Here is a 13,261-nt window from a genome sequence, read left to right as displayed (position 1 = left end):
GCGATGAACGCGTTCGACAGGTCCTGCGCCCGTGCCGCGTCTTCGGGTTCCGCCTCGGGCTTCCTCGTGCGTGCCATGAATGCTCCGGTTTCCTTGCCGGGCTTCATTCTGGGTTGCATTCGACCCGAAGGAAAGGCAGCGGAATAGCGCGTCTCAGCGGGTGTAGCTCATGAGCAAGGATCCTCCGATCGAAGGATGTGCGCGGCTCGGTCAACCATCGGTCAATGCGCGGCTTGCTGGCGCCACTCGCGCGGCGAGCAACCGAATCGTTCGCGAAAGGCGCGGCTGAAGTGCGCTGCGTCGCTGAATCCACGACCGTAGGCGACATCGCCGACCGTGCGGCCGGCCACGCGCGGGTCGAGCAGGTCGCGGCTGCAAGCCTCGAGCCGCCGCTCCCAGATGTACTGCGAGGGTGTCAGCGGCTCCGTCTTGAACACGCGATGGACCTGGCTCACCGACATCCCGAGTTCCGCGGCGAGCGTGCCCACGGACAGCGAAGGATCGTCCAGCCGCGCCTCCACGCGCCGCTTGATCCGCGCGAGATGAAAGGCCGTCAGGTTGCTCAGCGCCGGTGAACGCGCGGCCGGGAGCGTCTGCAGGCCGGCCACGAGGATGCTCAGCACGCCGTTCGCGACGGCGAGCGCCGATGCGGGCTGCAGCGCGTCGATGTCCTCGCGCAGCGTGCGGATCATCCCGAGCAGCAGATGGCCGGCGCCCTCGCGCCCGGACACCGTGGTGGCGGTCAGCGTCTGCGTTTCGCGCAGTTCGCTGCGCAGGCGTTCGCCAGGCAGCTTGAGCACGATCTGCTCGAAGGCATCGTCGAACAGCAACTGGTAGGGCCGCGTGCTGTCGTAGAGCGCGAAGTCGCCCACCGACAGCACCGCGTCGCGTCCGTCCTGCCGAACCACGCCCCGGCCCCGGGGCCTGGATGCTGACCAGGAAGTAATCGTCCGAGGAGCGCGCAATGTGGCTCGGCGTTCGGATGACTTTCTGCGGACCCGAGGTGACCACCGACACGTCGAGGCTCGGCAGCGTGTGCTGCTGGATGCTGCCGTCGAAATCGCCGCCCGTGCCGCTCGTCTGCACCGGATCGCACCCGAGCTGCACGTAGACGTTGCAGATCATGTCCGTCCAGTAGGCGAGCCGCTGCTCGCGCGGAACAACGTCGGTGCTGAGCAGTTGGGCCATGCAGATCCTTCCGAAGTGCGGACGCGCGGTTTGCAACGCTGGATCAAGAACGCCGCGAAACCCGGACAAGGGGCTTTCAGGCGGCGAACTTACGCTTCAAGCAACCCGCGTGCCACCGCGCTAACCCGAAGGAGTCCACCATGCCCAGCAAGACACATCCCCGCCTCAAGGTCGCCGCCGTGCAGGCCGCGCCCGTCTTTCTCGACCTCGACGGCACCATCGACAAGACCATCGACCTGATGGCGCAGGCCGCCGGCCAAGGCGTACAGCTGATCGCCTTTCCGGAAACCTGGGTGCCCGGCTATCCCTGGTGGATCTGGCTCGATTCCCCGGCATGGGGCATGCAGTACGTGCAGCGCTACCACGACAACTCGCTGGTCGTCGGATCGGCGGAGTTCGACCGCATCCGCGACGCTGCCCGCAGGCACAAGATCTGGGTCTCGCTCGGCTACAGCGAAAAGGCCGGCGGGAGCCTCTACATCGCGCAGGCGCTGATCGACGACCAGGGCAACACGCTGCAGACGCGGCGCAAGCTCAAGCCGACGCACGTCGAACGCACCGTGTTCGGCGAAGGCGACGGCTCCGACCTGAGCGTGGTCGAGACGGCGATCGGCAACGTCGGGTCGCTGTCGTGCTGGGAGCACCTGCAGCCGCTCAGCAAGTACGCGATGTACTCGCAGAACGAGCAGATCCATTGCGGCGCCTGGCCGAGCTTTTCGCTCTACCGCGGCGCGGCCTATGCGCTGGGCGCCGAGGTCAACAACGCAGCGAGCCAGGTCTATGCCGCCGAGGGGCAGTGCTTCGTGGTCGCGCCCTGCGCCACGGTTTCGAAGGCGATGCACGAGATGCTGTGCACCGATCCCGGCAAGCAGCAGATGCTGCTGGCGGGCGGTGGCTTCGCGCGCATCTACGGGCCGGACGGGTCGCCGCTCGGCACGAACCTGCCTGAAGACCAGGAAGGCCTGGTCGTCGCGGATATCGATCTCGGCATGATCTCGCTCGCCAAGGCGGCGGGCGATCCGGCGGGGCACTATTCGCGGCCGGATGTGACGCGGCTGTGGCTCAACAAGACGCGGCGGGAGCCTGTGGTGGTGCAGGGGCAGGCGGACGTGGAGGCAGTTGCCTTCGATGTCGCCGTGCCGGCCGACATAGCCGCAGCGGTGCGCCAGACAGTCGTGGCCTGAATCGCGATTAGCGCGCCAACACGAACGGGTGCACCAGGATCTCGGCATCGGGAAAAGATGCGACGAGCTTCAGCTCGCCGCCGAGCGCTTTGACGTATTCGCGAAGCGTGCTCACGTACATGTCATCGCGACGCTCCAGCTTGGAAACGGCAGCCTGCTCGACACTCATGGCCCTGGCGACTTCGACCTGCGTCACGTGCCGCGACTTGCGAAGTTCCCGCAGTTGCATTTCAAGCAGCATGGCCTCGGCACGAGCCGCCGCACGGGCTTGCGCCTCTGTCGACATCTTGGCCCGAAGTTCGCCGAATTTTCTAGCCATTGGTCAGCCCCTCCTTTCTCAGCGCCTCGATGTGAGTGTCGTAAAGCCTGTCAGCAATCGGCACTTGCACGTCGTACCAGCGATCATTGCCCGTCTTGTCGCCACCGATGAGCAGAATCGCGCATCGACGTGGATCGAATGCATAGAGAACCCGATACGGCCGCCCTTCATGCTGCACCCTCAACTCTCGCATATGGGTGTGCCGTGACCTTTCGATTCCCGACGTGTGAGGGAACCCAAGGTTGGGTCCCTTCTCTTCGAGAAGTCGCACGGACGAGTCGATGGACTCCTGCTCCGTTTCTGAAAGACCTGCCCACCATTCGCCGAGCTCGTCGGTGTACTCAATCTCTCATTGAGCCAAAATTATTCCCCCTGAACAATATTCCGTCAAGTGCATATTTTTGCACTTCATGACCATCGGCAGATCCTCATCCGCCGACCGTATTCAATCTTCGCTTTGTCCCGCTCTTCTGCGCAGGATCGCTTGTCGCAGCGCCTCCGGAATCTCCACCGCGCGATGTGTCTCGAGCGAGGTCGTGACCAGCACCTGCTGCATGCGCATGCGCGTTTCTCCCTGGTGGTCGAAGCAATGCAATCCCAGCGTCAGGGAGCGCGTGCCCAGCCGTTCGACCGTGAGCCCGAGGATCACGCGGTCGCCCAGCCGGCTCACCGCGCGGAAGTCGGCCTCCAGTCGCACCGTCGGCAGGCCGATGCGCTGCTCGGCGATCAGCTTGTGATAGCCGATGCCGAGCTCTTCATTCACCCAGTCTTCCACCAGGCCGTTGAACATGACGAAGTACTGCGGGTAGAAGACGATGCCCGCAGGATCGCAATCGGAAAAGCGGATCAGCCGCTCGCGACGGAATTCCGCCGTTTTCATTTCGCTCACGGACGCTCCTCCGCCGGCGGCTCGCTGCGCATGACATGCACGCGGAGCTGGCCGAGCTGGCTGTGCAACTGGCGCACGGTCTTCATGTCGAGCCCGGAGAACATCTCCATGATCCATTGCTCATGCTCCGTGGCCATTGCCTCGAAGCTGCGACGGCCCTTTGGCGTGAGGCTCACGATCCACGCACGGCGATCGTCGGGGCTCGGCGCGCGCGTCACCACGCCCTCGCGTTCCAGTTCGTCGGTGAGGCCGGTGACGTTGCCGCCGGTCACCATCAGGTAGCGCGACAGCACGCGCATCTTGAGCCCGTCGCGGTAGCGGTAGAGCTGCGCCATGTAGTCGAAGCGCGCCAGGGTGATGTCGAATCGCTCGCGCAGTCGCTTGCGGATCTCGGCCTCGATCTGCGTCGTGCTCGCCAGCATGCGCAGCCAGAGCTTGAGGACCGCGTGGTCGTCATGGCCGGCGCGGGCCTCGTGGCCGAGTTCCTCGGCGTCGCTCAGCGCTGCATGCGAAGGGTCGTTGCCGATGTCCATCATGTGACTTCTCCTCCCGAAACCGAGATCGACTGCCCGTTCATCGAAGCGGCCCCCTCGCCGCACAGCCAGCGCACCGCGTCGGCCACCTCGGACGGCTGCACGATGCGCTTCTGCGGATTGACGACGGCGAATTCCGCCAGCGCGTCCGCCTCACTGCGCCCGGTTTTGCCGACCACATTGGCCACGCTGGCGCGCAGGATGTCGGTGTCGGTGTAGCCCGGGCACACTGCGTTGACCGTGATGCCCTTGCGCGCCACTTCGAGTGCGAGCGAGCGGGTCAGGCCGATCACGCCATGCTTTGCCGCCGTGTAGGCCGCCACGTAGGCATAGCCCTTCTGCCCCGCCGTGCTCGCGATGTTGACGATGCGGCCCCAGCCCAGTTCAAGCATGTCGGGCAAGGCCGCCTGCGCGCACAGGAAGCTGCCGGTGAGATTGACCGCCAGCATGCGCTGCCAGAGTTCCACCGAGGTCTTGAGAAAAGGCGCGCTCTCCGCCTGGCCTGCATTGTTGACGAGGATCGCCACCGGCCCCGAGGCCGCGCGTGCGGCATCGAAGGCAGCGCGCACCGAGTCGGCGTCGCTCACGTCGGCGACGACCACCCCGTGGCCGGTGCCTGCCAGTTCGTCCTGCACGCGCTCCAGGGCCGCGCGGTCGCGGCCGAGCAGGCTGACTTTCGCGCCCTCGGCCGCAAGGGTCCGCACGATCTCTGCGCCGATGCCGCGTGCGGCGCCTGTGACGACGGCATGCCGCCCATTCAGTGCTTGTCTCATGGCTTTGAAATTGGTTGACAACTAAATAATTTTACTCGCGTGGATCTGGCGGCCGGTGCGGGACTTTTGCCGCAGTGCGGCCTGTGGGGCGGCGATCCCACGTCAACGACGTCACGCCGCGCTCGCGCAGCTTGTACTTCTGCACCTTGCCGTTCTCGGTGCGCGGCAGGTCGGCCAGCAGGTCGATGTAGCGCGGCACGGCGAAGTAAGGCAGGCGCGCTTCGCAGAACTGTGCGAGTTCGTCCGGGTCGATGTGTCGATCGGGCCGGGCCACGAGTGCGGCCATCACCTCGTCTTCCGCCAGTTCGGAGCGAACCGGATAGACCGCGCATGACGCCACGCACGGATGGCTCAGAAGCACCTGTTCGACCTCGAAGGAGGAGATGTTCTCGCCACGACGCCGGATCGCATCCTTGATCCGGTCGACGAAGCGGAAGGCGCCATCCGCATCGCGCACCACACGGTCGCCGGTGTGGAACCAAAGATTGCGCCACGCTTCGACCGTCTTTTCGGGCATGTTGAAGTACCCGCTCGCGAAGGCGTAGGGCTCGTCTGCGCGAAGCAGCAGTTCGCCGGCTTCACCGGGCGGCAGTTCGACATCGTCCTCGTCCGCGACACGCGCATCGAAGCCGGGTCGCAGCCAGCCCATCACGCCTGCGCGTGGCGAATCGGGTGCGGTGGCGATCGCAAAGTTGGTCTCGGTGGAGCCATAGCCTTCGAGTAGGCGCACGCCGGTGCGTGCCATGAAGGCCTGTCCCGCCGCAGCGGGCACGCCGGGGCCGAGGCCGATGCGGACGCGATGATCACGCTCCCCCGGCCCTTCGGGCTGCGCCAGCAGGATCGGCACCATCGCGCCGAGCAGGTAGACGACGGTCGCGCCGCTGGCACGCATCGAAGGCCAGAAGCCCGAAGCCGAGAAGCGCGACTCGAACACGACTTCGCAACCCGTGACCGCGGCCTGCGCGAAGGTGTTGAGCGCGTTGATGTGGAAGAGCGGCAGCGTGGTGCACAGCACGTCGTCGGGGCCGACGCCGAGAACCTCCGCGCTGTTCACGCCCCACCAGAAGTACTGCGCGTGCGGGCAGATCACGCCCTTGGCCGGCCCGGTCGTACCGGACGTGTAGAGGATCGCGAGCGGATCGCCCGGTTGCACCGTGGCAGCCGGGATCGCCGCCGCGCCGCTGGGGTACGGCGTCGCGCGCAGGCTTTCGGGCACCTGCCAGATCGACGCGTCCTGCACTTCGCCAACGACCCAGACCTCGCGCAGTTTCGTGCGACTGAAATCTGCCGTCTGCAACCGGTCGAGGAACGCGGCCTCGACCACCAGCAGCTTGGCTTCGCTGTTGGCGAGGAAGTATTCGATCTGCGGGCCCATCGATGCGGTGTTGATCGGCACCACCGCCGCACCGATCCAGCCCGCACCGAAGAACACTTCGAGAAATTCGATGCGGTTGCCGCACATCACGGCGACCCGGTCGCCGCGCTCTACACCAGCCTCCGCCAGTGCCGCCGCGCGCACACCCCCCGCCTGGGCCGCATCGCCATGAGACCACTCACGCCCCGCGATGCGAAGCAGCGGTCGCCCGCCGAACATTGCAGCCTGGCGTTGGAGCAGCGCAGGCAGCGTGCGTTCCGCAGGCGGTAGCGCGCGGGCCTCAGTCGTCATCGTGGGTGTCTCCGCCGAGGTAGGTGGCCTGGACGCGCGGATCGCTGGCGAGATCCTGCGATGCGCCCGACAGCGCGATCTCGCCGGTCTCCAGCACGTAGCCGTGGTCCGAGCTTTCGAGGGCGGCGCGGGCGTTCTGCTCGACGAGCAGGATCGACACGCCGTCCTCGCGCAGCTTGCGCACGATGGTGAGGATGTCGCGCACGATCAGCGGCGCAAGCCCCAGGCTGGGCTCGTCGAGCATCAGCAGGCGCGGCGCGGACATCAGCGCACGGCCCACGGCCAGCATCTGGCGTTCGCCACCGGAGAGCGTGTCGGCACGCTGTGCACGGCGTTCGGCCAACCGGGGAAAGCGGTCGTAGACGGATTGCAGGCGGCGCTTCAACGCATCGCTGCGCAGGCGCCGGGAGAAGGCGCCGAGCTGCAGGTTGTCGAGCACACTCAGCTCGCCGAACAGCTCGCGCTTCTCGGGTACAAGGCACAGTCCGCGTTCCACACGGGCTTCGACATCGAGGCCATGAAGGTCTTCGCCTTCGAATCGCAAGACCCCCTTGCACGAGAGCAACCCCATCGCGGCGGCCAGGAGCGTGGTCTTGCCCGCGCCATTGGGCCCGATCACCGAAATGATCTGGCCGTGCTCCAGATTGAGCGTGACACCGCGCACGGCATCGACCTGCCCGTAAGAGACATGCAGGTCGCCGATTTCCAGCATCGCGCTCATTGGTTCACCCCCAGGCTTGTCAGCTGTGCGGCGCTCATACGACGCTCCCGAGATACGCAGCCTGCACGCGCTCATCGGCGCGCACGGCCGAAGGCACGCCTTCGACGAGCTTGGAGCCGAAGTTCATCACCACCAGCCGGTCCACCAGTTTCATCACGAAGTCCATGTCATGTTCGACGATGAGGATGGTCACGCCCTCCTCCCGCAGTTTGCGCAGCAGATCGCCGAGCGCCATCTTTTCCTTGCGGCGCAGGCCGGCGGCGGGCTCGTCGAGCACCAGCAGCACCGGGTCGGCGGCCAGCGCACGTGCGATCTCCAGGATGCGCTGCGTGCCGAGCGGCAGGCTGCCCGCCAGCTCGTGGGCGCGATCGCCGAGACCGATGCGGTCGAGCTGGCGCTGCGCTTCCTGCAGGATCTGGCGTTCCTCGGTGCGGTCCAGGCGGAGGCCGGCCTTGAGCACGCCCGTGGTGGTCCGCGAATGTGCGCCGAGCGCCACGTTGTCGAGCAGGCTCATGTGCGGCCGCAGCTTCACGTGCTGGAAGGTGCGCGCCAGGCCGAGCCGCGCGACCTTGCGCTGCGGCAGGCCGGCGATGTCCTGGCCGAGGAAGCGTACCTGCCCGGCCGTCATCGGCAGCGTACAGGTCAGCAGGTTGAACATGGTCGACTTGCCGGCGCCGTTCGGCCCGATCAGGCCGACGATCTCGCCGGCCTTCACATCGAAGCTCACGTCGTTGACAGCCACGAGCCCGCCGAAGCGCTTCACGGCGCCCGTGACCGACAGGATCGGCGATCCACGATCCGGCAGCGTGCGGTGCGGCAGCGGCTCTACCGGCGTCGAGGGCTCGCGCGACGGCGGCGCGGCGAAGCGACCGCGCGTCCAGCGCCGCACGAAGCCCATCAGGCCGCCACGCGCGAAGTGCAGCAGCAGGATGAAGAGCGCCGCGAAGGCCACCGCTTCGAGCTGGCCGGCACGTTGCGTGAGCATCGGCAACACGTCCTGCAGGCCATTCTTCAGGATCAGCACCAGCGCCGAGCCGACCAGCGCGCCCGCAAGCTGGCCGAGCCCACCGGCCACAGCCATCAGCAGGTACTCGATGCTTGCACGCACGTCGAAGGGCGACGGGCTGACGAATCGGTTCATGTGCGCATAGAGCCAGCCCGCAAGTCCGGCGAACAGCGCGGCGGTGACGAAGAGCGACAGCCGCACGCGGTACGCATCCTCGCCCACGCTCGCGAGCAGCGTCGCACCGCCGCGCAGGCTGCGGATGGCGCGGCCCGGCCGCGATTCGAGCAGGTTGCGGCTGAACAGGAAGGCCAGCCCGACCAGCGCCCAGATCAGGTAGTAGATCGCGCGTGGGTCCGCGAGTGACCAGCCGCCGATCTTAAGTGCCGGGATGTTGGAGAGACCCGTGTGCCGGCCCAGCGCATCGACGTTGCCGAACAGCATTGCGATCGACAGCCCCCACGCGATGGTGCTGAGCGGCAGGAAGTGCCCGCCCAGGCGCAACGTAAGCATGCCGATGGCGAGTGCCGAAAGCCCGGTCAGCAGCAAGGCGAACAGCAGCCCGAGCCACGGCGACAGCCCCTGCGCCGTGGTGAGCCAGGCCGTCGCATAGGCGGCAATGCCGACGAAGGCCGCCTGCCCGAAGGAGGTGGCGCCGCCGATGCCGGTGAGCAGCACCAGACCGAGCGCGACCAGTGCGCCGATGCCGATGTCGTTCAGCAGCGAGACGGTGAAGTTGCCGGCCAGTGCGGGCGCAATGGCCAGCGCCACCACCACAAGGCCGATCCAGAGTCCTCGTTGGGCGAGGCGGCTCATTGAATAACCTCCGTGCTTTCGCACTGCGGTGCGAGCGCCTTCGGGCGGCCGGGCGGCGCTCATTGGTCCACCTCGTCTTCTTCCTCTTCGGAGTGCACGCTGAGGAAGGAGCGCAGCATCAGCACCGGTATCAGCAGACTGAACACGATCACATCTTTCAGCGCCCCGCTCCAGAACGAAGCGAAGCTTTCGACCACGCCCACCGCGAGCGCGCCGACAGCCGTCATCGGATAGCTCACCAGCCCGCCGATGATCGCGGCGACGAAGGCCTTGAGGCCGATGATGAAGCCCGAGTCGTAATACATGGTGGTCACGGGTGCGATGAGCACGCCGATCAGGCCGGCCAGCAACGAAGCGCTGCCATAGGCCAGCAAGGCGGTGCGCGCCGGCCGGATGCCTACCAGCCGCGCACCCACGCGATTGACGGCCGTGGCGCGCAGCGCCTTGCCCGCGACCGTGCGCTCGAACACGAGAAAGAAGAGCCCGCTCAGCACGATCGCCGAGCCGACCATGAGCACGACCTGGCCGCTCACCGAGAAGCCGTCACCCAGCGGAATGGTTCCGCTGGCGAGCGGCGTGGTGCGCGAACCTTCGGGCCCGAAGAACAGCAGGCCGAGACCCGACAACAGGAAGTGCAGTGCGAGCGACACGATCAGCAGCACCAGCACCGACGCGTCGGCGATCGGCTGGAACACGACGCGTGCCAGCAGCGGCGCGATGGGCACCACCAGCAAAACCGTCACGGCGATCTGCACCGCCGCCGGCATGCCGGGCCGAGCGACCGCCCACGCCAGCGCGCACGGCAGCAGTGGAAGCACGCCCCAGGCGAAGATGGCCTTGGGCACTTTCTTCGCCTCGCCGCGCCGGATGAGGCTACCGACCTCGGTCATCACCGCCAGCGCGGCCAGCACGATCACCAGCCCGATCGTGGGCGGAAGGCGTCCGGTCTCGAAGGCCGCCAGCGTCAGCGCGGCGAAGGCCGCGATGTCGCCGAAGGGCACGAACACCACCCGCGTGACGGAAAAAATCAGCACCAGTCCCAGCCCGGCGAGCAGATAGACCGCGCCATTGGCGAGCCCGTCGATGCCCAGGATGAGCGCCACGTCCCATGTCATTGAAAAGTCCTTTGCGTAGTCTTCGGATCGGCGGGGCCCACAGACCCCGCGCGCAGGCTCAGGGAGCTAGCTTCCACTGGCCGTTGTCTAGCTTGACGATGACGCGAGCACGCTCGTCCACGCCGTAGAGGTTGCCCGGCTTGAAGTTGTAGACGCCGTGGGTGCCGACGACTTCCTTGGTGCTTGCGATCGCATCGCGCAATGAGAGCCTGAACTCGGGCGTGCCCGGCTCGCCCTTGGCGCGCGCGGCAGCGTCGGTGAACACCAGCCAGCCGTCGAAGGAGTAGGCCGAGAAGGCATCGCTGGTCGGCGCGTTGTTGACCTTCTGGAACACCGCGCGGAAGTCCATCGCGATCTTCTTGGTCGGGTACTCGGCCGGCAGTTGCTCGGCCACGATCACCGGGCCGGTCGGCATCAGCGCACCCTGGCCGGAGGCACCGACCACGCGCACGAAGTCCGGGTTGATGAGCCCATGCTGGCCGTACACCGGACCCTTGAAGCCACGCTCGGTCAGCGCGAGGAAGGGCAGCGCGCCCGGCGTGCCGGCACCGCCGGTCATCACCGCATCGGGCTTCATGGCGACCAGCTTCAGCACCTGGCCGGTGACGGAGGCATCGGCGCGCGCATAGCGCTCGTTGCCGAGTACCTTGATGCCGGCCTCGGGGGCGGACTTCATCAGCGCGTTGTAGACCAGGTCGCCCCAGGCGTCGGAGAAGCCGATGTAGCCGACAGTCTTGATGCCGTCCTTCTTCATGCGCTGGACGACCGCGTCGATCATGAGTTGCGTCGGTTGCGCAACGGTGAACACCCAGGCGTTCTCCGCCGGGTCGAGCTGGATCGGCGTCAGGCCGATCATCGGCACCTTGGCATCGCGGCCGACCTGCGCCATGGCGATGGCGGCGGGCACGCCGGAGGTACCCATGAGGATGTCGACCTTGTCCTCTTCGACCAGCTTGCGCGCATTGCGGCCGGCGGTGGTCGGGTCCGAGCCATCGTCGAGCACGATGAGCTGGATCTTGCGGCCATTGACCTCGGGCTTGTACGCCAGCGCCGCCTGCATGCCCTTGGCATACGGCACGCCGAGCGATGAGTTGGGGCCGGAGAGCGAAACGCTCAGGCCGACTTTGAGGTCAGCCGCGAACGCGCTCATCGCAAGGCTGGCACCGAGTGCGGTGGCCAGCGCGGTGCGTGTCAAGGTCTGCATCAAGCTCTTCATGTCGTGACTCCTGGTGGGGGTGAAATGGTTGAGCGGGTCGCTCAGATGAACAATTGAATGGCGGGCAATGCACGCCCGGCGTTGAGAAGGTCGACGCGTTTCTGGCGGATGGCCCAGCCTTGCGGGATGCGCACGAGCCGATGACGGTAGGTCCCGGCGAGCAGGACCTGGTCCTCGCCGCGGGCCTCGACATAGATGAAGGGCGTGCGCAGCGTGACTTCGCCGCTGGCCTCGTCTTCGGGCTCGACGGCGGAACGTTGCAACACGTGCTGGCAGTGGCTCGCCGGATGCTGCGAATGCGCGCGCGGATTCTTCAGGCGGTCGACGCGCAACTGCAGCAGCAGGCGGTCTTCGTACGCCAGGGAGTTGTGCGAATAGGGATCGGCCTGCGCGGCACCCAGCAGCGGCACCCAGTAGTGACCGTCGTCGGTAAACAGCGCCAGCCAGTCGTCGAAACGGCGAGCGTCCAGCAGTGCGGCCTCGGCGGCGATGAAGTCTTCCGGCTCCATCACGCCACCGTCTCCATGCCGGACGTCATGAATTTCGCCCAGGCGCGGAACTGGTTGCGCATCAGCAGCTCGTTGGTGCCGTTGGTCGTGATCGAGGCTTGTTGGAGTTCGGCCGGATCGAAATTGCGATGCAGGCTGACCCACTCGTTGCCTTCGGCGCGCAGACCCTGCTGCATGCTCTCGAAGAGATGCACGTCGTCGTGGGCGACAACCGACATCGGCGAGAAGACGAGGCGGTTGTAGTTCATCGCGCGTTCGAAGAGCAGGTCGGGCGCACCTGCCGCGCGAAAGCTCCAGGCCTCGATCAGCGTGCGGTTGGCGGCGAGCGGACGGATCACGCGGATCGCTTGAGGCGAGCCCTTCACCGACAGGCTGGGAAAGAAGACGGAGTTCTGCGGCGAGCGCTGGAGGATCTCCGCCGCGCGCTCGTCGCCGTGTGCGGCGCGCATCGCTTCCTCGTACTCAGGCAACTGCGCGTAGTTCGAGTGGATGCTGAAGTTGACGCCGAGCACGCTGTGTCCGTTGGCGAAGACACGGCCGCCCATCTTGTCGAAGAAGTCGTAGCCGGAACCGAAGGGCAGGATCTGCTCCATGGCCATCGGCTTGGGCGCATCGGGCGCATGGCCCTGCCAGAGCGCATCGGCCGCCTGCGTGGCCGACTCATGGGTCGACATCGGATGCACCGTGTCGTTGATGTTCTCGAGGTACATCTTCCAGTTGCAATGGATGATGTTGCGCATCACGCCGCCTCCGACGGTCAGGCTGCCCTCGGGCGAGCGATCGACCATGTTGTCGATGGCGTGCAGCACCTCGCCGAAGTAGGTCTCGAAGTCCGGGCCTTCATCGCTCAGGCGCGCGAAGACGAACTCGCGGTAGACGTGGACATTCCTGATCGGCGTGAGCCCCTGTCCCGACTCGCACTCCTTCAGTCGCGTGCCCTCGTAGCCGCTCTTGAGCGGAATGGCGAGCGGCGCGCCGTCGAGCTTGTAGGTCCAGGCGTGGTACGGGCAGCGGAAGAACTTGCCGGTATTGCCGCACTCGTCGGTGACGAGCCGGCTGCCCTTGTGCGCGCAGCGGTTGTAGAACACACGGACCGCTCCGTCGGGCTGGCGCACCATCATCACCGGGCGCCCTGCGAGGTCGAGCGACCAGAAGTCGCCGGCGTTGGGCACCTGGCTCGCGTGCCCGACGTACAGCCAGGTGTTGGCGAAGAACTGCTCCTGCTCCAACGCGAAAAGCTCATCGCTCAGGTAGACGTCGCGATGCACGCGGTCGTCCTGCACCAGCGCGCGTATTGCGTCGGGACGATTTCGATAGGTGTTCATCGCG

Annotated in this window: 13 protein-coding genes and 1 pseudogene; 1 reads left to right on the top strand and 13 read right to left on the bottom strand. The window is 66.5% G+C overall.

Going from position 1 to position 13,261, the window contains the following annotated elements; translation table 11 throughout:
• Positions 1–221: 221 nt before the first annotated feature.
• A pseudogene (locus tag AC1D3B_RS29675) lies at positions 222–1,188 on the bottom strand (AraC-like ligand-binding domain-containing protein).
• Between the two features lie 140 nt (positions 1,189–1,328).
• Between AC1D3B_RS29675 and AC1D3B_RS29670 the strand changes: the two are divergent.
• A complete protein-coding gene (locus tag AC1D3B_RS29670; RefSeq protein WP_478194254.1) occupies positions 1,329–2,372 on the top strand; it encodes a carbon-nitrogen hydrolase family protein in 1,044 nt (347 codons plus the stop codon).
• Positions 2,373–2,379: 7 nt separating this feature from the next.
• On the opposite strand, the gene AC1D3B_RS29665 is transcribed toward AC1D3B_RS29670, so the two are convergent.
• From AC1D3B_RS29665 to AC1D3B_RS29610, 12 genes are all read right to left on the bottom strand, one after another.
• Entirely contained in the window at positions 2,380–2,691 is a 312-nt protein-coding gene (locus tag AC1D3B_RS29665; RefSeq protein WP_478194253.1) for a helix-turn-helix domain-containing protein, read from the bottom strand.
• Positions 2,684–3,037, bottom strand: coding sequence for a type II toxin-antitoxin system RelE/ParE family toxin (locus AC1D3B_RS29660; RefSeq protein ID WP_478194298.1), 354 nt, complete (start codon positions 3,035–3,037; stop codon positions 2,684–2,686). The genes AC1D3B_RS29665 and AC1D3B_RS29660 overlap by 8 nt, the downstream gene beginning before the upstream one ends.
• Before the next feature lie 99 nt (positions 3,038–3,136).
• On the bottom strand, positions 3,137–3,571 hold the full coding sequence (locus tag AC1D3B_RS29655; RefSeq protein ID WP_478194297.1) for an acyl-CoA thioesterase: 435 nt from the start codon (positions 3,569–3,571) through the stop codon (positions 3,137–3,139).
• Positions 3,572–3,576: 5 nt separating this feature from the next.
• Entirely contained in the window at positions 3,577–4,113 is a 537-nt protein-coding gene (locus tag AC1D3B_RS29650; protein WP_478194296.1) for a MarR family winged helix-turn-helix transcriptional regulator, read from the bottom strand.
• A complete protein-coding gene (locus tag AC1D3B_RS29645; RefSeq protein ID WP_478194252.1) occupies positions 4,113–4,886 on the bottom strand; it encodes an SDR family NAD(P)-dependent oxidoreductase in 774 nt (257 codons plus the stop codon). Before AC1D3B_RS29645 ends, AC1D3B_RS29650 begins: the two co-directional genes overlap by 1 nt.
• Before the next feature lie 31 nt (positions 4,887–4,917).
• The gene (locus tag AC1D3B_RS29640; protein ID WP_478194251.1) at positions 4,918–6,552 is read right to left on the bottom strand and encodes an ATP-dependent acyl-CoA ligase; all 1,635 of its coding nucleotides are present in this window, start codon (positions 6,550–6,552) and stop codon (positions 4,918–4,920) included.
• Entirely contained in the window at positions 6,542–7,273 is a 732-nt protein-coding gene (locus AC1D3B_RS29635; RefSeq protein ID WP_478194250.1) for an ABC transporter ATP-binding protein, read from the bottom strand. Before AC1D3B_RS29635 ends, AC1D3B_RS29640 begins: the two co-directional genes overlap by 11 nt.
• 34 nt (positions 7,274–7,307) lie before the next feature.
• The gene (locus AC1D3B_RS29630) at positions 7,308–9,092 is read right to left on the bottom strand and encodes a branched-chain amino acid ABC transporter ATP-binding protein/permease (RefSeq protein WP_478194249.1); all 1,785 of its coding nucleotides are present in this window, start codon (positions 9,090–9,092) and stop codon (positions 7,308–7,310) included.
• Positions 9,093–9,151: 59 nt separating this feature from the next.
• Positions 9,152–10,207: a branched-chain amino acid ABC transporter permease gene (locus AC1D3B_RS29625; RefSeq protein ID WP_478194248.1), complete on the bottom strand. Its 1,056-nt coding sequence runs from the start codon at positions 10,205–10,207 to the stop codon at positions 9,152–9,154.
• A 58-nt stretch (positions 10,208–10,265) separates the two neighbouring features.
• Positions 10,266–11,423: an ABC transporter substrate-binding protein gene (locus tag AC1D3B_RS29620; protein WP_478194247.1), complete on the bottom strand. Its 1,158-nt coding sequence runs from the start codon at positions 11,421–11,423 to the stop codon at positions 10,266–10,268.
• A gap of 41 nt (positions 11,424–11,464) precedes the next feature.
• Positions 11,465–11,935, bottom strand: a complete 471-nt coding sequence (locus AC1D3B_RS29615; protein WP_478194246.1) for an aromatic-ring-hydroxylating dioxygenase subunit beta — start codon at positions 11,933–11,935, stop codon at positions 11,465–11,467.
• Complete coding sequence (locus AC1D3B_RS29610) at positions 11,932–13,257, bottom strand: aromatic ring-hydroxylating dioxygenase subunit alpha (protein ID WP_478194245.1); 1,326 nt, start codon at positions 13,255–13,257, stop codon at positions 11,932–11,934. The genes AC1D3B_RS29615 and AC1D3B_RS29610 overlap by 4 nt, the downstream gene beginning before the upstream one ends.
• Positions 13,258–13,261: the final 4 nt, after the last annotated feature.

The organism is Variovorax sp. P5_A3 (genome assembly GCF_056400665.1).
The sequence above is the reverse complement of the archived record's forward strand: the minus strand, read 5'-3'. Positions and strand labels throughout refer to the sequence as shown.